Source organism: Microlunatus ginsengisoli, from assembly GCF_039537205.1.
Taxonomy (GTDB): domain Bacteria; phylum Actinomycetota; class Actinomycetes; order Propionibacteriales; family Propionibacteriaceae; genus Microlunatus; species Microlunatus ginsengisoli.
Genome location: NZ_BAABAB010000010.1, coordinates 14,207 through 33,169 on the forward strand (window position 1 = coordinate 14,207; position 18,963 = coordinate 33,169).

Below are 18,963 nucleotides of genomic sequence, written 5' to 3' on the forward strand. Positions count from 1 at the left end.
CCACTTCGAAACATTTCGATGGGCAGCATACTCTTCGGCGATTCGCGATGCGCGGATGCGACCCAGGCGATTTCGCACCCAGATCGTCACCTTGCGGAGCTTGACACGGGAATGATGGCTGGTTAGTTTTCAGGAAATATTTCGAACCGATCGAAACATTTCGGTCGATCCGTCCCTGACTCTTGGAGGATCAATGACGCTTCCTCGCACCAGCCGCCGTTCGTTCCTCGGCCTCGCCGCGGCCTCTGTCCTCGGCGCCGCCGGGCTGAGCGCCTGCGGCACCTCCGGACCGGCGCAGACCGGCGGCGCCTCGGCCAGCGGCGGCGCGTCCGGCGCGGCGGGCTCGGCAACGATGTGGGCGCTGAGCGGCGAGCCGAACGAGACGATCCAGTCGAACGCGGTCAAGGCATTCAACGGGCTCGGCAAGGGAAACGTGGCCGTCACGTTCTTCCAGAACGACCCCTACAAGACCAAGATCAGGACCGCGATCGGTGCCGGCCAGGCGCCGACGCTCATCCACGGCTGGGGCGGCGGCATTCTGAAGTCGTACGCGGATGCGAGCCAGGTCGACGACCTGACCGACTGGCTCGGCCAGAACGCGGACTTCAAGAACAAGTTCGTGCCGTCCACCTGGGGCGCGGCCACCTTCGACGACAAGATCTATGCGGTGCCGAAGGACACCACCCAGCCGGTCGTGCTGTACTTCAACACCAAGCTGTTCGATCAGGCGGGCGCGCAGCCGCCGTCGACCTGGGACGATGTGATGCACCTGGTCGATGTCTTCAACGGCAAGGGGGTCGCCCCGTTCTCCCTCGCCGGGCAGTCGAAGTGGACCTCCATGATGTGGCTGGAGTATCTGCTGGACCGGATCGGCGGGCCGGAGGTGTTCGACAAGATCTTCGCGAACCAGGCGGACTCCTGGTCCGATCCGGCCGTGATCGAAACCGGCACCAAGATCCAGGACCTGGTCAAGGCGAACGGCTTCGTCAAGGGCTTCTCCTCGATCGCCGCCGACGCGAACGCCGACCAGGCCCTGCTGTACACGGGCAAGGCGGCGATGCTCCTGCAAGGCGGATGGGTGTACGGCGGGATGAAGTCGGCTCAACCCGAGTTCGTGAAGTCCCAGTTGAAGTTCGGCGCCTTCCCCAGCGTCGCGGGAGGCAAGGGTGACCCGAAGAACACCGTCGGCAATCCGGCAGGCTACTGGTCGATCTCGGCGAAGGCGACGGACGAGCAGAAGACGGTCGCCAAGGCTTATCTGACCGACGGCATGTTCACCGACGCGATGATCGACGCCTACATCAGCAACGGCGGCGTGCCGGTGGTGAAGGTGCCGACGGAGAAGCTGGAGAGCTCCGAGGACGCCGAGTTCCTGAAGTTCGTCTACAACATGATCAGCACCGCGCCGGCGTTCCAGCAGTCCTGGGACCAGGCGCTCAGCCCGGCACAGTCCGAGGCACTGCTGACCAACATCGACCAGTTGTTCCTGCTCAAGATCAGCCCGGACCAGTTCGCCACGGCGATGAACGCCACGATCGGGAAGTGACGTGACGGCTGTCGCGTCCTTCGCCCGGCAGCGGTCCGGAACCCGGGCGCCGGGCAGCCCCCGGCCCGCCGGCTCCTCGTCTGCCCGGCTGGGACTCCTGGTGCTCCCGGCGCTGGTGATGTTCATCGGCTTCGCGTTCCTACCGCTGATCGGTGTGCTGGTGCTGTCGTTCACCGACTGGGACGGGATCAGCCCGATCTCCTTCGCCGGGTTGAGCAGCTGGAAGCAGGTACTGGCGGACCCGCAGACCTACCACGCGCTCTATCTCACGTTCGCGGTGATGATCTGCAGCTGGATCGTGCAGACGCCGATCAGCCTGCTGCTCGGCGTGTTCGTCGCGGGTCGGCAGCGCTACCGGGCGCTGCTGGCCGTGCTCTATTTCCTGCCGCTGCTGATGTCCTCTGCGGCCGTGGCGATCGCCTTCAAGCAGTTGCTGGACCCCTACTTCGGGATCGGATCGGGGCTGCATCTGCAGTTCCTCTCCCAGGACTGGCTCGGCGACCCGACCCTCGCGTTCTGCGTGGTGATCTTCGTGATCGCCTGGCAGTTCATTCCCTTTCACACGCTGATCTACCAAGGGGGCGTCCGTCAGATCCCCGAGCAGCTGTACGAGGCCGCACAGATCGACGGAGCCGCGCGCGTCCGGCAGTTCTTCTCCATCACGCTTCCGCAACTGAAGTACACCATCATCACGTCCTCGACGCTGATGCTCGTCGGCTCGCTCACGTACTTCGATCTGATCTTCGTGCTCACCCAGGGCGGCCCGGGTGACGCGACCCGCATCCTGGCGTTGCAGATGTACATCCTCGGCTTCCAGGCCAACCAGATGGGTGCGGCGAGCGTGATCGGCGTGTTCATCGTCGTTCTCGGGCTGTTGATCACGCTCGGGATCCAGCGGATCGGTGGGCGGGACCTCGGTGCGAGCCAGATGGAGGGAATGTAGTGAGCGCCTCGGCGGTCATGACCGGTCAGCCGTCGCGAACCGTGCGGGTGAGGGGGCGACGCAACTACCTCGGCGGCCTGCTGGCCTGGATCTGGCTGGTGATCATCATCGTGCCGATCTACTACGTCGTCATCGCCAGCCTGAAGAACCAGGGCGAGTACTTCACCACCAACCCGCTGGCACCCGCGCTTCCTCCGGACCTCTCCGCGTACGTCGAAGTCATCCAGAAGGGGATCGGACGCTACTTCGCGAACTCGGTGATCGTGTCCGTCGGTACGGTCATCCCGGTGGTGCTGTTCGGCTTCCTCGCGGCCTACGGCATCGTGCGCGGGGAGAGTCGCTTTCTCCGCTTCACCCGCGGGCTCTTCCTGCTCGGACTCGCCATTCCCCTCCAGGCCACGATCATCCCGGTGTATCTGATCATCATCCGGATCCACATGTACGACAGTCTCGGTGCTCTCATCCTGCCGTCGATCGCGTTCGGCATCCCCCTCACGGTCCTGATCTTGAGCAACTTCCTGCGAGACGTGCCGCGCGAGCTGTTCGAGTCGATGAAGCTCGACGGCTGCAGCGAGTGGCAGCTGGCCTGGAGGCTGGCCTTTCCGCTCACCCGCCCCGCGATCGTCACCGTCAGCATCTACAACGGCCTGAACGTCTGGAACGGGTTCTTGTTCCCGCTCATCCTGACCCAGAGCCCCGACAAGCGGGTGATGCCGCTCGCCCTGTGGGCCTTCCAGGGTGAGTACAGCACCAACATCCCGGCCGTGCTGGCCTCGGTCGTGCTGTCGACCCTCCCCATCCTCGTCCTGTACGTCGTCGGCCGTCGCCAGCTCCTCAGCGGGCTGACCGCGGGCTTCGGCAAGTAGGCACCCCCGAGAGGCTCACCCATGACCGACACCATCCCCGTCGCCCACGCCTGGCGCGACCTCGAGCGCACCACCGACGAGCGGGTGGAAGCGCTGCTGGCGGAGCTCACCTTGGCGGAGAAGCTCGCCCAGCTCGGCAGCGTCTGGCCCGGCTTCGACATCGTCAGCGGCGATGTCGCGCCGATGCAGGACGCGTTCAGCCAGCGGCACACCCTCGACGAAGCCGCGGGCGACGGGATCGGCCAGCTGACCCGGGTGTTCGGTACCCGCCCGCTGACGGTCGCCGAGGGTGTGGTCCGGGTTCGTGAACTGCAGCGCTCGGTGATCGGGGGGAGCCGATTCGGCATCCCGGCGATCGTGCACGAGGAATGCCTGACCGGGTTCACCACCTTTCAGGCGACCGTCTATCCGACGTCGCTGGCCTGGGCGGCCTCCTTCGATGCCGACCTCGTGCACGAGATGGCGTCGGCGATCGGCCGGGACATGGCGGCCGTCGGTGTCCACCAGGGCCTGTCGCCGGTGCTCGACGTGGTGCGCGACTATCGCTGGGGCCGGGTGGAGGAGACCCTCGGCGAGGACCCGTACGTCGTCTCCCAGCTGGGCACCGCGTACGTCCGCGGGCTGGAGGAGAGCGGCATCATCGCCACCCTCAAGCACTTCGCCGGCTATGCCGCCTCGAAGGCGGCGCGCAACCATGCCCCGGTGAGCATGGGTCGGCGCGAGTTCGCCGACGTGATCCTGCCGCCGTTCGAGCACGCGGTCCGCTATGGCCGGGTGCGTAGCGTGATGAACTCCTATACCGACGTCGACGGGGTCCCGGTGGCGTCGGACCCGGAGCTGCTCACCCGGCTGCTCCGCGACGACTGGGGGTTCGACGGAACGGTCGTCTCCGACTATGGCGCGATCACCTTCTTGCAGGTGATGCACAAGATCGCCGAGACCCGCGGCGAGGCGGCCGCCTATGCCCTGGCGGCCGGGCTCGACGTCGAGCTGCCCAGCACGCTCTGCTACGGCTCGCCGCTGCAGGATGAGGTCGAGGCCGGTCGGGTGGACGAGACCCTGGTCGACCGATCCGTGCGCCGGGTCCTGCGGCATAAGTTCGACCTCGGCCTGATGGACCCCGGTTGGAGCCCCGACAGCAACGCGGGCGAGGCCGAGCTCGACTCGGCGGCGAACCGCGACATCGCGCGACGGCTGGCCGAGGAGAGCATCGTCCTGCTGGACAACCCGACCGGCCTGTTGCCGCTGGACCGGCCCGGCCGGATCGCGGTGATCGGGCCGTGTGCGGACGACCCGCAGGCGTTCTTCGGTTGCTATGCCTTTCCCAACCACGTGATCCCGCAGTTCCCGGACTTCGCCGGCGGGATCGGGATCGAGACCCGGTCCCTGCTGGACGCGCTCCGGAGCGAGTTCCCGGCGGCAGTGATCGATCATGCGGCCGGGTGCCTGGTCAGCGGAGGCGACCGGTCCGGGCTGGCCGCCGCGGTCGAGCTGGCCGCGGGAGCCGACGTCGTGGTGCTGGCGGTGGGCGATCGGGCCGGGCTGTTCGGCGGCGGTACGTCCGGTGAGGGCTGTGACGCGGCCGATCTCGCGCTGCCGGGGCTGCAGCACGAGCTGGTCGACGCCGTCCTCGGGGCCGGCCGGCCGACCGTCCTGATCGCCACCACCGGTCGGCCGTACGCGCTCGGGGCCTATCGCGGACGGGCCGGCGGGGTGGTCCAGGCGTTCTTTCCGGGCGAGGAGGGCGGGTCCGCCCTTGCCGGCGTGCTGTCCGGTCGGGTCAACCCGTCCGGAAAGCTGCCGGTCGGCGTGCCGCGCGACCCCGGCGCCCAGCCGTACACCTATCTCGCGCCGCCGCTCGGCCAGCACAGCCAAGGAGTCAGCAACCTGGACCCCAGCCCGGCGTACTGGTTCGGGCACGGGCTGTCCTACACCGCCTTCGGCTACGGCGAGATTTCCGCGAGCGACACCGCGATCGGCACGGACGATAGCGTGCGGATCACCGTGCCGGTTCGCAATGTCGGCGATCGCGACGGCGTGGAGGTCGTCCAGCTCTATGCGTCGGACCCGGTCGCGAGCGTGACCAGGCCGACCACGCAGCTGATCGGTTTCGCCCGGGTGCCGCTCGCCCCCGGGAGCGAGGTGGACGTCACCTTCGACGTGCATACCGACCGGCTCTCCTTCACCGGGAGGGATCTCACTCGCATCGTCGAGCCGGGCGAGATCACGTTCCGGGTCGGCACGGCCGGCGACACCTTCGCGGGGCCGGTAGCGGTGCGGCTCAGCGGACCGGTCCGCACGATCGATGGACCCCGGGTGATGGACACCCCGGTGACCGTCGCGCCCTAGCGCTCGAGGATGCGCCGGACACTCGCCTCGGGGCTCAGATCGAGCCGGCGCAGCAGCTGGGCGTTCGCGGCGACCACCAGGGTCGACACCGACATCAGCAGCGCGCCGACGGCCATCGGCAGCACGAAGCCGATCGGCGCGAGCACGCCGGCGGCCAGCGGGACCGTGAGCAGGTTGTAGCCCGCCGCCCAGCCGAGGTTCTGCCTCATCTTGCGATAGCTCTGCTCCGACAGCTCGATCACCGACAGCACCGAGCGTGGATCGCTGCCGGCCAGCACGACGCCCGCGGTGGCCACCGCGACGTCGGTGCCCGCGCCGATGGCGATGCCGACGTCGGCCTGGGCCAGCGCCGGTGCGTCGTTCACCCCGTCGCCGACCATGGCAACCCGACGCCCCTGCTGCTGCAGCCCGGCGACGGCGGCGCCCTTGTCCTCCGGACGTACGCCCGCGAAGACCTGGTCGATGCCCAGCTGGGCCGCGACCGACTCGGCGACCGGCTGCGCGTCGCCGGTGATCATGACCACCCGGCGCCCGATGGCGTGCAGCGCGTCGATCGCCTCGCGGGACTCGTCCCGGATCTCGTCCGACAGCCCGATCGCACCGGCGACCGTCCCATCGACCAGCACGTGCAGCACGGTCGCCCCGGCGGCCGACCAGTCGGTGGTCGCGGCCAGCGGGTCGATGCCGGCATCCCGGAGCAGCGCCGGGCCGCCCACCCGCACGGTGTGTCTGTCGACGACGGCCTGCACCCCGACACCTGTGGTGGCGAGGAACTCGGTGGCCCGGGCCGGAGGGAGCGAACGCCGCCGGGCGGCACCGACGATCGCCGTCGCGACCGGGTGCTCGCTCTCGGACTCGGCGGCGGCCGCCACGGCGAGGAGGGCATCGGTATCCCCGTCGACCGCGTGCACGTGGTCGACGACGGGCTGACCCTTGGTGAGCGTGCCGGTCTTGTCGAAGACCACCACGTCGACAGTCCGCATTTCCTCCATCGCGCGGCGGTCGGTGATCAGTACGCCGCCGCGGGCCGCTCGCTCGGTGGCGATCGCCACCACCAGCGGGATCGCCAGGCCGAGGGCGTGCGGGCAGGCGACCACCAGCACCGTGATGGTGCGGATCAGCGCCTGGTCCGGATGGCCGAGGATCGTCCAGACCACTGCGGTGAGCACGCCGGCGCCGAGGGCGAACCAGAACAACCAGCCGGCCGCCCGGTCGGCGAGCAGCTGAGCGCGGGAGGTGGAGCTCTGCGCCTGGGCCACCAGCCGCTGGATGCCGGCCAGCGCGGTGTCGTCCCCGACGGCGCTCACCCGGACCCGGACGGCGGAGTCGGTGGAGACCGTGCCGGCGACGACGGGGTCGCCGGGTTGCCGGGTCACCGGTCGCGACTCGCCGGTGATCATGGATTCGTCCAGGTCGGCGGTGCCCGCGACGATCTCGCCGTCGGCCGGCACCCGGCCGCCCGGCCGGACCACGACCACGTCGTCGACCCGAAGATCGGCCGGCGCCACCCGCACCGTCGTTTCGCCCTCGATCCGCTCCGCCTCGTCCGGCAGCAGGGCGGCGAGCGAGTCCAGGGCGGAGGCGGACTGGGACAGCGATCGCATCTCCAACCAGTGCCCGAGCAGCATGATGATGATCAGCAGCGCGAGCTCCCACCAGAAGTCGAGGGAGTGGTCGAGCAGGCCCAGCTGGGCACCCCAGGATGCGACGAACGCGACCGTGATCGCCAGCGCGACCAACAGCATCATGCCCGGCGCCCGGCTCTTGAGCTCCGATATCGCGCCGGTCAGGAAGGGACGGCCTCCGACGACGTACATGATCGTGCCCAACACCGGCGACACCCAGCCGATCAGCACGACGTCCGGCAGCGAGTAGCCGACGATCGACGCGAACATCCCGCTGAGCAGGACCACCGGCACGCCGAGCGCCAGCATCACGACGAACAGTCGGCGATACATCGCCACGTGACCCGCGTGGCCGCCATGGTCTCCGTGACCGCCGTGGCCGCCATGCCCGGCACGGGTGTCATGACCGGCGTGGGCGTCGTGCCCGTGATGATCCTGCTCGGCGTGCTGCTCGGACTCCTGCGGCCGTGTGCCGAGGACGTGGGCATGCGCCGGACCCGGTTCGCTCATACCCGGCAGCATACCCCCTGGGGGTATAAGTTCAACCCCTCGGGTCGCTCCGGTTCCGGCGAGCCAGGACGATGGTGAAGACCAGCGCGCCCAGCGCCGTGATGCAGAGCAGGGTCAGCCCGACGGTGTAGCTGTGCGCGGCCTCGTTGTAGGTCGCACCCATCACCAGCGGCGGGAAGTAGCCACCCAGCCCGCCGGCGGCGCCGACGATGCCCGTCACGGTGCCGACCCGGGCGGCCGGGGCGCGCTGCGCGACCCACGTGAAGACCGCTCCCGTGCCGAGACCCAGGAACAGTGCCATCAGCACGAACGAGGTCCCGGCGGCCAGCTCCGGGGCCGGCTTCGTCGCCACCACCAGCGCCATCACCGCGGCGCCGGCGAGGGAGATCATCAAGACCCGGTCCGGGCCGATCCGGTCCGAGAGCCAGCCGCCGACCGGGCGGGCGATCACGGCGGCGATCGCGAACCCCGCGGTGCGGGTGCCGGCGCCGGTCAGGTCGAAGTCGTAGACGTCTTTCAGGTACGTCGGCAGGTACGTGGAAAACGCCACGAAGCCACCGAAGGTGACCGCGTACAGGAAGGCCATCTGCCAGGTCACGGCCAGCTTCGCCGCGGCGGCGAGCTTCGGGGCGACCGGGTCGGTGTTCGGCTTCCACAGCGGGGAATCCCGCATGCCGAACCAGACGATCGCCGCGACCACGACGAGCGCGACGGCGATGATCACGTGGGTCGGGACGTACCCGAACCAGCGGACGAAGCGCGGGGTGAAGAACGCCGACAGCGCGGTGCCGCCCATGCCGGCACCGAACAGGCCGGTGGCGAAACCTCGGCGGGCCGGCTCGTACCAGGCGTTCACGAACGGGATGCCGATCGCGAAGGTGGTGCCGGCGATGCCGAGGACGAAGCCGAAGACCAGGAGCAGGGGGTACGACCCGATCGCGCCGGCGAACGCGACCAGCAGCACGGGAATCGCCGAGACCGCGGTCAACACCGTGAACATCAGCCGGCCGCCGAACCGGTCGGTGAGGGCGCCGGTGAGGATCCGGCCCAGCGAGCCGACCAGCACCGGTGTCGCCACCAGGAGGGACTTCTGGGTGGCGCTCAGCCCCAGCTCCTGGGTGTAGCGCACGGCCAGCGGACCGATGATGTTCCAGGCCCAGAAGGTGATCGCGAACGCCAGCAGCGCGAGGCCGAGGTTGCGGCCCCGGCCGGCCAGGGGATGGGTCGCGGTCGTGGATCCGGCGCCGGTCGCTGTGTCGCTCATCGTGGCTTCCTTCCGCTGATGCCGTGACCGGCCCGGTCGGACTCCCGGTCGGGCGTCCCGATCGGCGCCCAGCCGCGCCTGATCCCCGCATTGGTGGCGACCGGCCGCTCGTCCCGGCTGCGATAGACGATGTAGGGCCGGAACAGGTAGTGCACCGGCGCGGTGAAGGCGTGCACCAGCCGGGTGAACGGCCAGATCGTGAACAGCACCATGCCGATCAGGGTGTGCAGCTTGAACGCCGGCGACGCCGCCGCCATCGACGCGATGTCGGGCTGGAGGACGAACAGCGACCGGAACCACGGCGAGACCGTCTCGCGATAGGTGACGTCCTCGTGCGGGCCGAAGACGCTGATCAAGGTGGTGGACAACCCGGCGACGATGGCGGCGACCAGGACGACGTACATGGTCTTGTCGTTCTTGGTGGTGGCCATGAAGACCGGGCCGGTGGTCCGCCGGCGATAGATCAAGATCACGATGCCGACCAGGGTCGCGATCCCGGCGACGCTGCCCAGGGCGAGCGCCGTGACGTGGTACATGGACTCCGAGATCCCGGCCGCATCCGTCCAGGACTTCGGGATCACCAGGCCGCCGATGTGCCCGATGATCACCACCAGGATGCCGAAGTGAAACAGCGGTGAGCCGATTCGCAGCAGCCGCGACTCGTACAGCTGGGACGACCGGGTCGTCCAGCCGAACTGGTCGTAGCGGTAGCGCCAGATCAGGCCGCCGATCAGGACGGCCAGCATGATGTAGGGGAGCACGCCCCAGAGCAGCAGGTTCATGATCGACCACCGCCGGCGAGCGGCAGCAGCCGCGGGTCGTACGGCTCGAGGCCGACGCTCTCGGTCGGCGGACCAGCCGACGCCATCGCCATGGCGTGCTGGCGGTCCGCCGGCGATGCCCCGGGGAGGGTGCCGCAGACGGCGACCAGCACGCCCGCGTAGCAGGAGCGCCGTTCCAGCAGCGACAGCCGGATCAGCTCGAGGCTCGCCCGGTAGTCCCGCAGCAGCGCAGCCCCCGCCTCGGGTCGCCGGCAGGCGAACTCCAGCACCAGCGGCAGGTAGTCCGGCAGCTCGGTCGCGCCGACCGGGTCAAGCCCGGCCGCGCGATAGCGCTGCTTGACGTCGGCCAGCACCTGCCCCCGGCGCCGGGTGTCGCCGTCGGTCCAGTAGGTCAGATAGAGCGTCTGCCGCCGGTTGAGGTCGAACAGGTCGACGTAGGTCGCCTGGACCTCGGCGGTCGAAGCGTCCCTCCACCAGTCGAGCAGCGGCTCGACGTCCGGGAGCGACCGCGGGGCCGCCTCGGCCAGCGCCGCGGCGATCAGCTCCGCATGGCCCAGCACGCGTTCGTCCGGATAGCTCAGCGCGATCGACGCCGCCTGGTAGATCACCGCGTGCCTGCGCCTTTCAGATGTGCCCTGAGCCTGTCGAAGGGCACGTCGATTCGCCGTCATGACTTGTCCGCCCGTTCGGGGAAGAGACCGGGCGGGGTGCCGTTGCCGTCCCAGTTGAGCAGGTTCACCCGTGCGTGCGTGGCGCTCGGGTCGGCGGCGACGTCCGCGGTCTGGCGCTGCTTCAGCGCTTGGTACGTCTCCACGGCCACCGGCATCGGCCGCCCGCTGGCCTCACCGAACGGGCCGGAGGCGCCCTCGTACGGGCCGCCGTCGAAGTCCAGCGAGCAGCCGAGCTCCTCCAGCTCGTGCGCCTGCTCGTAGTGGGCGGTCGGGATGACGTACCGCTCCTCGTACTTGGCGATGGCCAGCAGCCGGTACATGGCGTACATCGACTCAGCCGTCATCCCGACCGCGGCCGGGATGGAGGCATCGCCCTCCCGGCCGAGGGTGATGTCGCGCAGATAGGAGCGCATCGCCGCCAACCGCCTCAGGACGGTCGTGATCACCGCGGTGTCGCCGGCGGTGAACAGCTCCGCCAGATACTCCACCGGGATCCGGAGCGCCTCGATCGCCCCGAACAACGTGCCCGCGGACTCGGCGTCGTGTCCCTGCTCCCGGAGCAGGTCGACCACCGGCGACAGCGGCGGGATGTACCAGACCATCGGCATCGTCCGGTACTCCGGATGCAGCGGCAACGCCACCCGATAGGTCTTCGCCAGCGCGTAGACGGGGGAGCGCCGGGCCGCGTCCAGCCAGTCGGCGGGGATCTCCTGCTCCCGTGCGGCCGCAATCACCTCGGGGTCGTTCGGGTCCAGCATGAGATCCAGTTGTGCCTGATAGAGATCCCGGTCGTTCGGGGTCGAGGCCGCCGCGGTCACCTTGTCGGCGTCGTACAAGAACAGCCCGAGATAGCGCAGCCGGCCGACGCAGGTCTCCGAACAGACGGTCGGTATGCCCACCTCCAGCCGGGGATAGCACAGCGTGCACTTCTCCGCCTTGCCGGTCTTGTGGTTGAAGTAGATCTTCTTGTACGGGCAGCCGGTGATGCACTGCCGCCAACCCCGGCAGCGGTCCTGGTCGACCAGCACGATGCCGTCCTCGGCCCGCTTGTAGATCGCGCCGGACGGGCAGGACGCCATGCACGACGGGTTCAGGCAGTGCTCGCAGATCCGCGGCAGATAGAACATGAAGGTCTGCTCGAACTCGAACTTGATCTTGTCGTTGGCCTGCTCGCGGACCTTCGCCACGATCGGGTCGAGATGACCGAGCTCACTGGTGCCGCCGAGATCGTCGTCCCAATTGGCCGACCAGGTGATCTTGGTGTCCTCGCCGGTGATCAGCGACTTCGGCCGGGCGACCGGGAAGTCGTCGCCGAGCGGCGCGTCGATCAAGGTCTGGTAGTCGTACGTCCAGGGCTCGTAGTAGTCCGCCAGCTTCGGCTGCACCGGCGAGGAGAAGATCGTCAGCAGCCGCCGCAGCCGGCTGCCGGTGCGCAGCTTCAGCCGGCCGCGCGAGTTCAGCGTCCAGCCCCCGCGCCACTGCTCCTGGTCTTCGTAGCGGCGCGGATAGCCCTGGCCGGGCCTGGTCTCGACGTTGTTGAACCAGACGTACTCGGTGCCGGCCCGGTTGGTCCAGGCCTGCTTGCAGGTGACCGAGCAGGTGTGGCACCCGATGCACTTGTCCAGGTTCATCACCATGCCCATCTGTGCCATCACGCGCATCAGTACCGAACCTCCTGGGAGCGCTTGCGGACGGTGGCCACCATGTCGCGCTGGTTGCCGGTCGGGCCGAGGTAGTTGAAGGTGTACGACAGTTGTGCGTAGGCGCCGATCAGGTGGGTCGGCTTCACCAGCAGCCGGGTGACGGAGTTGTGGATCCCGCCGCGTCGCCCGGTGGCTTCCGACTTCGGTACGTCGATGGTCCGCTCCTGCGCGTGGTGGACGTACACGACGCCGGCGGGCATCCGGTGCGAGACGACCGCGCGGCCGACCAGCACACCGTTGGAGTTCACGCACTCGACCCAGTCGTTGTCCGCGACCCCGATCGCGCCGGCGTCGGTAGTGCTCATCCAGACCGTCGGGCCGCCCCGGGACAGCGACAGCATGAACAGGTTGTCCTGGTATTCCGAATGGATCGACCACTTCGAGTGCGGGGTCAGATAGCGCACCACGACCTGCTGCGAACCGTCGGTGCCCAGCCGCGGCTCGCCGAACAGCCGGTGCATGTCCAGCGGGGGGCGATAGATCGGCAGCGCCTCGCCGAGGTCGCGCATCCAGTCGTGGTCGAGATAGAAGTGCATCCGCCCGGTCAGGGTGTGAAACGGCTTGAGCCGTTCGATGTTCACGGTGAACGGGGCATAGCGGCGGCCGCCGGTCTCCGAACCCGACCACTCCGGCGAGGTGATCACGGGCTGCGGCGACGCCTGCGTCATCGGGTACGTGATCCGCTTCTCCTCCGAGCCCTCGGCCAGGTCGGCCAGCGGCTTGCCGACCCGGCGTTCGAGCGTCCGGAAGCCCTGGGTGGCCAGTTCGCCGTTCGTGGTGCCGGAGAAGCCCAGGATCGCCTCGGCGAGCTTCACGTCGGTGTCCAGCGCCGGGCGTCCCTCGGCGGCACCGCCGAGCATCACGCCGTTGGTCATCCGGAGCCGCTCGACCTCGTGGCCGACGTCGTAGATCACGTTCTTGATCGTGAACCCCAGCTTGTCCGCCAGCGGCCCGACGGTGGCGAGCTTGTCGGCGATCGCGGTGTAGTCACGCTCCACCACGGCAAAGACCGGCATCGTCTTGCCGGGCAGGGGAGCGACGTCGCCGCGGGCCCAGTCCCGGACGACGCCGCCGGGCTGTGCCGTCTCGCCCGGGGTGTCGTGCTGCAGCGGCACCGACACCAGGTCCTTGCGGGTGCCGAGGTGAGTCTTCGCCATCCCCGACAGCGACCGCGCGATGGCGTGGAACATGTCGAAATCGCTCCTGGCGTCCCAGGGCGGGTCGATCGCGGGAGTGAACGCGTGCACGAACGGGTGCATGTCGGTAGAGGAGATGTCGTACTTCTCGTACCAGGTCGCGGCAGGGAACACGACGTCGGATAGCAGGGTCGTCGACGTCATCCGGAAGTCCGCGGATACCAGCAGGTCGAGCTTGCCCTCGGGGATGTCCTCGCGCCAGGCGACCTCCCGCGGCCGGACGGACGCCTCGTCGGTGCCGAGCACGTTGCTGTGCGTGCCGAGCAGGTACTTCAGGAAGTACTCGTTGCCCTTCGCCGAGGAGCCCATCAGGTTCGACCGCCACAGGGTGAGGATCCGCGGCCAGTTCTCCGGGGCGTCCACGTCGGCGATCGCCGGCGTCAGCTCGCCGGCGGCGAGCGCGTTCGCGACGTACCCGGGGGCGTCCGGTGCGTCGCCGGCCGCGACGGCAGCAGCGGCCGCGTCCGCGACGTCCAGCGGATTGGTGGCGAACTGCGGGTAGAACGGCATCCAGCCGAGCCGGGCCGACTGGGCGATCGTGTCGGCGGTGTGCATGCCGGCGAGGTTGCCCTCGGCCAGCGGTGAGGCGAGCGCGTCCGCCGCGTAGCCGTCGAAGCGCCACTGGTCGGTGTGCATGTACCAGTACGACGTTCCGGTCATGGTCCGCGGCGGTCGCGACCAGTCCAGCGCGTTCGCCAGCGACAGCCAGCCGGTGATCGGGCGGCACTTCTCCTGCCCGACGTAGTGCGCCCAGCCGCCGCCGTTGCGGCCCATCGACCCGGTCAAGATCAGCAGTGCCAGCACCGCCCGGTAGGTCGCGTCGCCGTGGAACCACTGGCAGATGCCGGCGCCCATGATGATCATCGAGCGACCGCCGGACTCCTCGGCGTTCGCCGCGAACTCCCGGGCGATCCGGATGCAGGCGGCGGCCGGCACGCCGGTGATGGCCTCCTGCCAGGCCGGGGTATAGGGAGCCGTCTGGTCGTCGTAGCCGGCCGGCCACTCGCCGGGCAGGTCCGCTCCGGTCGAATCAGTTCGGGCGACGCCGTACTGGGCCAGCATCAGGTCGAGCACGGTGGTGACCAGCCGACCCCCGACCCGCGTCGCCGGGACGCCGCGGCGCAGCACGGCCCCCGACCCGTCGGGTGCGTCGAACCGCGGCAGCAGCACCTCGACGCTCTCGGCCGCCACCTTGGCGTCGGAGATCGACAGCGCCGGCGTGACGCCCTCCAGGTCGAGGTTCCAGCGGCCCTCGCCGGAATCGGCGTACCGGAACCCCATCGAGCCGTTCGGCACCCGCGGCTCGCCGGTCGCTGCGTCCAGCACCACGGTCTTCCAGGCGTCCTCTGGCGGTATCTGCCCTGAGCCTCCACCTGTGCGCCCTGAGCCTGTCGAAGGGCCTTGCTCCTGCCCTTCGACAGGCTCAGGGCGCACATTGGGCTCAGCGCGCGACTCCGCGAGATCCGCGGCGGTGAGGAACTTGCGGGGCACGAGCCCGGCCGACCCGTCGGCGCCGGTGTGCTCGACCAGGGTGATCAGGTGCGGCAGATCGGTATAGCTCCGGGCGTAGTCGACGAAGAACGGGACCCGGCGGCGGACGTACGTCTCGGTCAAGATCACGTGGCCCATCGCCATCGCCAGCGCCGCGTCGGTGCCGGCCTGGCAGGGCAGCCACTCGTCGGCGAACTTGGTGTTGTCGGCATAGTCGGGGCTGACGGTGACGATCTTGGTCCCGCGGTAGCGGACCTCGGCCATCCAGTGCGCGTCCGGGGTCCGGGTGACGGGGACGTTGGAGCCCCACATCATCAGGTACGTCGCGTCCCACCAGTCGCCGGACTCGGGCACGTCGGTCTGGTCGCCGAAGACCTGCGGGCTGGCCACCGGAAGGTCGGCGTACCAGTCGTAGAAGGAGGTCATCACCCCGCCGATCAGCTGGGTGAACCGGGTGCCGACGCAGTGCGAGACCATCGACATGGCCGGGATGGGGGAGAAGCCGGCGCAGCGGTCCGGGCCGTAGGTCTTGATCGTGTGCACGTAGCCGGCGGCGACCAGCTCGACCGCCTCCGCCCAGGACGCCCGGACCAGGCCGCCCTTGCCGCGGGCCCGCTGGTAGCGGCGGCGGGTCTCGGGATTCGTGCTGATCTCGCCGAAGGCGAGCACCGGATCACCCAGCCGCTGCTTCGCCTCCCGATAGGCCTCCAGCAGCACCCCGCGGACGTACGGGTAGCGCACCCGGGTGGGGGAGTAGGTGTACCAGGAGAAGGCGGCTCCCCGCGGGCAGCCGCGGGGCTCGTACTCCGGCCGGTCCGGCCCGACCGACGGATAGTCGGTCTGCTGCGCCTCCCAGGTGATGATGCCGTCCCGGACATAGACCTTCCACGAGCACGATCCGGTGCAATTCACGCCGTGGGTGGAGCGCACCACCTTGTCGTGGCTCCATCGGTCGCGGTAGAAGACGTCGCCCGAGCGGCCGCCCTTCAGGAACGCGGCCCGGCCGTCCGGCGACTCGTCCCAGCGGGAGAAGAACCGGCCGAGCTTCAGCAGTGCATCGGAGGCCGGACCATCGACGCCGATCTCTCGGGTGCCCATCTCTGGACGCTATCGACCGGTCCGCGACGGCAGACAGGGACTTTAGTCCTGAGAGACCTCTCAGTTGATCACGATCAGGTGTCGCCGACGGTGAGGTTGAAGGCCGCTACTGCAGGGCGGAGAGCAGCCGCATCACGTTGTCGACGTACCGCCTCCGCCAGGACCGGTGTGCCCACTCCTCCGCCGTCAGTTCGTGGCAGACCGCGCGATACTCGTCGGAGATCCGATGCAGATCGGCCACGAAGCCGGGATCGGTGCCCATCAGCGAGATCTCGTAGTCGAGCCCGAACGAGCGGTAGTCCATGTTCGACGAGCCGATCACGCCGACGATGTCGTCCACCGTGAAGAACTTCGCGTGCAGCACGGTCGGCTTGGGATACAGGAAGATCCGGACCCCGGCGGTCAACAGTTCCTCGTAGTAGGAGGCCTGGGCGTGCTGCACCATGAACTGGTCGGCCTGCTCGGAGACGAACAGTTCGACGTCGACTCCGCGATACGAGGCGGTCGTGATGGCCTCCAGCAGCGAGTCGTCGGGAACGAAGTATGGACTGGTCAGCGACAGCCGGCGCTGCGCGCGGTGGACGAGCGCGGTGAACAGGCGCAGGTTCGGGATGGTCAAATAGCCCGGACCGGACGGCAGCAGCTGCAGGTCCTGGTCGCCGGGCGGGTAGGTCTCGGGCGGCTTGATCAAGTGGACCAGCGACTCGCCGGTCTCGGTGTACCAGTCCAGCGCGAACACGGCGTCGAGCGAGGAGACGATCTGGCCGCTGAGCTTGATGTTCAGGTCGTGCCAGCGGCGTCCGATCTTGATGTTCTTCCGGATCAGGTAGCTGGCGTCGATCATGTTCTGCGAGCCCATGAACGCCACCTCGCCGTCGACCACCAACAGCTTGCGGTGGTTGCGAAGATCGGGCCGGCGCCAGCGGCCCTTGAGCGGGTGGATCGGCATCATCTGGTGCCACTCGATGCCGGCCTCGGTCATCCGCTTGTTCATCCGGCGGAAGCCCGGATACTTCCGGGAGCCGATGTGGTCGTACAGCAGCCGGACGTGCACCCCGCGTTCGACGGCCTCGGCCAGCGCGGTGAAGAACGCGTCGGTGGTGTGGTCCCAGGCCATGATGTAGATCTCCACATGAACCCGGCTGCGCGCCTCACGGACGGCAGCGGTCATCGCCGCGATGGAAGCGTCGTAGTCGCCGAACAGGCCGTGACTGGTGCCGCTCATGATCGGCATCGAGCCGAGCCGCCGGTTCAGCCGGACCAGGCTGTCGACACCGCTCGGCAGCTCGCTCTCGGTGGGTAGCTCCGGCAGGTCCGCGGTCCGCTCCGTGATCGCCGCGTTGGCCTCCAGCTGGATCCGCTCCCGCCGCCCCCGGACGAACGGGCTGCCGATCAGGAAGAACAAGAGCAGGCCGAGCACGGGAGTGACCACGATCAGCAACAACCAGGCGAGCGATGACGACGGTCGCCGGTTCCGCGGGATCGTGCCGACGGCGACGATCTTGATCACCAGCTCGATCAGATAGAGGGTCAACGGGATCCACTGGACGATGACCTGCACCGCGACCTCACCCTTCCTCGGCGTACGGATCCCTACCCACCACGGGATGTTCGAATGTCAGATCAGGTAGCGGAACACCGGGTTGTCGGGGTCGACCTTCTCCGCGTGGATGGGTGACTCCGCCATGCTGGCGAGCAGGCGCGGAAGCTCCTTCGGCGAGCTCAGCTCGACGCCGACCAGGGCGGGTCCGACCTCACGGTTGGTGCGCTTGACGTACTCGAACAAGGTGATGTCGTCGTCGGGTCCGAGGACGCCGTCGAGGAAGCGACGCAGCGCCCCTGGCTCCTGCGGGAACTCGACGATGAAGTAGTGCTTGATGCCGCCCGAGACCAGCGCCCGCTCGGCGACCTCGGCATAGCGGCTGATGTCCTGGTTCCCGCCGGAAACCACGCAGACGATGTCGCGCCGGTCGCCGGGCACGAGATCGCGCAGCGCCGCGGAGGTCAGCGCGCCGGCCGGCTCGGCGATGATCCCCTCGGTCTGGAACAGCTCGATCATCTCCTCGCAGATCACGCCGACCTCGACCGTGCGCACCTGGAGCGGCCCGGGATAGCCGGCGATGATCTCCATCGGCAGCGCGCCGACCTGGCGCACCGAGGCGCCGTCGACGAACGTGTCCAGGCTCGACAGCGGCACCGGGTGACCCGCCGTCATCGCCGCCGTCAGGCTCGCGGCTCCGGCCGGTTCGACGGCGAGCACCGGCGTGTCGGGATGGTGCTCGGCCAGCCACGCCAGACAGCCGGCGAGCAGTCCGCCGCCGCCCACCGGGATGACGACGAGATCCGGCGGGTGCTCCAGCTGCTCCACGATCTCCCGCATCACGGTTCCCTGGCCGGCGATGATGGCGGGATGGTCGAAGGCGGGCACCTGGAACCGGCCGGTTCTGGTGGCGTCGTCGGCCGCGAGGTCGGCGGAGTCCTCGTAGGTGTCGCCCGCGACGAGCAGCTCGACCCAGCTCCCGCCGAGGGTGCTGATCCGGTCCCGCTTCTGCCGCGGGGTGGTCCGGGGAACGTAGATCCGGCCAGCGACGCCGAGCCGCGCGCACGCGTACGCGACGCCCTGAGCGTGGTTGCCGGCGCTCGCGCAGACGACGCCCTTCTCCGACGTCTGGCGGGGGAGGGAGGAGATCAGGTTGTACGCCCCCCGGAGCTTGTAGGACCGGACGACCTGGACGTCCTCCCGCTTCAGCCAGACCCGGGCTCCCACGGCCGTGCTGTGCCGCAGGCAGAAGTCCAGCGGGGTCTTGGTGACGACGGTGCCGAGCGCCTCGTACGCGCGGTCGACCGCGCCGGCCTCCATCATGAGCGCCAAGCTATCGCGGCCCCGACGCTTCGACTTCGCGCCACCCAGCGTGGTCC

The 18,963-nt window shown here is 69.1% G+C and carries 12 protein-coding genes; 4 read left to right on the forward strand and 8 right to left on the reverse strand.

Features of this window, described 5'->3' with window-relative positions:
• The first annotated feature begins 193 nt into the window (after nt 1-193).
• From ABD747_RS07310 to ABD747_RS07325, 4 genes are read left to right on the forward strand one after another with little or no spacing between them, the layout of a single operon-like run.
• On the forward strand, nt 194-1,546 hold the full coding sequence (locus tag ABD747_RS07310; RefSeq protein ID WP_344802911.1) for an extracellular solute-binding protein: 1,353 nt from the start codon (nt 194-196) through the stop codon (nt 1,544-1,546).
• Between the two features lies 1 nt (nt 1,547).
• Nucleotides 1,548-2,489 (forward strand): carbohydrate ABC transporter permease, encoded by a 942-nt coding sequence (locus ABD747_RS07315; RefSeq protein WP_344802913.1) that lies wholly within the window; start codon nt 1,548-1,550, stop codon nt 2,487-2,489.
• A complete protein-coding gene (locus ABD747_RS07320) occupies nt 2,489-3,355 on the forward strand; it encodes a carbohydrate ABC transporter permease (protein ID WP_344802915.1) in 867 nt (288 codons plus the stop codon). Before ABD747_RS07315 ends, ABD747_RS07320 begins: the two co-directional genes overlap by 1 nt.
• Nucleotides 3,356-3,376: 21 nt before the next feature.
• The gene (locus ABD747_RS07325; RefSeq protein ID WP_344802917.1) at nt 3,377-5,704 is read left to right on the forward strand and encodes a beta-xylosidase/alpha-l-arabinosidase; all 2,328 of its coding nucleotides are present in this window, start codon (nt 3,377-3,379) and stop codon (nt 5,702-5,704) included.
• Here ABD747_RS07325 and ABD747_RS07330 read toward each other — a convergent pair.
• The 8 genes from ABD747_RS07330 to ilvA form a co-directional block, all read right to left on the reverse strand.
• Nucleotides 5,701-7,839 carry a heavy metal translocating P-type ATPase gene (locus ABD747_RS07330; RefSeq protein WP_344802919.1) on the reverse strand — a complete coding sequence of 713 codons (2,139 nt, stop codon included), beginning with the start codon at nt 7,837-7,839 and terminating at the stop codon, nt 5,701-5,703. The two genes, ABD747_RS07325 and ABD747_RS07330, sit on opposite strands and share 4 nt — an antisense overlap.
• A gap of 31 nt (nt 7,840-7,870) precedes the next feature.
• The gene (locus ABD747_RS07335; protein WP_344802921.1) at nt 7,871-9,103 is read right to left on the reverse strand and encodes a nitrate/nitrite transporter; all 1,233 of its coding nucleotides are present in this window, start codon (nt 9,101-9,103) and stop codon (nt 7,871-7,873) included.
• Complete coding sequence (gene narI, locus ABD747_RS07340) at nt 9,100-9,885, reverse strand: respiratory nitrate reductase subunit gamma (RefSeq protein ID WP_344802923.1); 786 nt, start codon at nt 9,883-9,885, stop codon at nt 9,100-9,102. Before narI ends, ABD747_RS07335 begins: the two co-directional genes overlap by 4 nt.
• Nucleotides 9,882-10,493, reverse strand: a complete 612-nt coding sequence (gene narJ / locus ABD747_RS07345; RefSeq protein WP_344802925.1) for a nitrate reductase molybdenum cofactor assembly chaperone — start codon at nt 10,491-10,493, stop codon at nt 9,882-9,884. The genes narI and narJ overlap by 4 nt, the downstream gene beginning before the upstream one ends.
• Nucleotides 10,494-10,552: 59 nt before the next feature.
• On the reverse strand, nt 10,553-12,217 hold the full coding sequence (gene narH, locus ABD747_RS07350; RefSeq protein WP_344802927.1) for a nitrate reductase subunit beta: 1,665 nt from the start codon (nt 12,215-12,217) through the stop codon (nt 10,553-10,555).
• Nucleotides 12,217-16,044 carry a nitrate reductase subunit alpha gene (locus tag ABD747_RS07355; RefSeq protein ID WP_344802929.1) on the reverse strand — a complete coding sequence of 1,276 codons (3,828 nt, stop codon included), beginning with the start codon at nt 16,042-16,044 and terminating at the stop codon, nt 12,217-12,219. Before ABD747_RS07355 ends, narH begins: the two co-directional genes overlap by 1 nt.
• Nucleotides 16,045-16,150: 106 nt before the next feature.
• Nucleotides 16,151-17,605: a cardiolipin synthase gene (gene cls, locus ABD747_RS07360; RefSeq protein ID WP_344802931.1), complete on the reverse strand. Its 1,455-nt coding sequence runs from the start codon at nt 17,603-17,605 to the stop codon at nt 16,151-16,153.
• Nucleotides 17,606-17,662: 57 nt separating this feature from the next.
• On the reverse strand, nt 17,663-18,907 hold the full coding sequence (ilvA, locus tag ABD747_RS07365) for a threonine ammonia-lyase IlvA (protein ID WP_344802933.1): 1,245 nt from the start codon (nt 18,905-18,907) through the stop codon (nt 17,663-17,665).
• Nucleotides 18,908-18,963 lie beyond the last annotated feature (56 nt).

Bases quoted from the DNA above. Each gene is read 5' to 3' on its own strand.
- ABD747_RS07310 (WP_344802911.1), top strand. From the start codon at position 194: ATGACGCTTCCTCGCACCAGCCGCCGTTCGTTCCTCGGCCTCGCCGCG.
- ABD747_RS07325 (WP_344802917.1), top strand. From the start codon at position 3,377: ATGACCGACACCATCCCCGTCGCCCACGCCTGGCGCGACCTCGAGCGC.
- ABD747_RS07330 (WP_344802919.1), bottom strand. From the start codon at position 7,839: ATGAGCGAACCGGGTCCGGCGCATGCCCACGTCCTCGGCACACGGCCG.
- ABD747_RS07335 (WP_344802921.1), bottom strand. From the start codon at position 9,103: ATGAGCGACACAGCGACCGGCGCCGGATCCACGACCGCGACCCATCCC.
- narI (WP_344802923.1), bottom strand. From the start codon at position 9,885: ATGAACCTGCTGCTCTGGGGCGTGCTCCCCTACATCATGCTGGCCGTC.
- narH (WP_344802927.1), bottom strand. From the start codon at position 12,217: ATGCGCGTGATGGCACAGATGGGCATGGTGATGAACCTGGACAAGTGC.
- ABD747_RS07355 (WP_344802929.1), bottom strand. From the start codon at position 16,044: ATGGGCACCCGAGAGATCGGCGTCGATGGTCCGGCCTCCGATGCACTG.
- ilvA (WP_344802933.1), bottom strand. From the start codon at position 18,907: ATGATGGAGGCCGGCGCGGTCGACCGCGCGTACGAGGCGCTCGGCACC.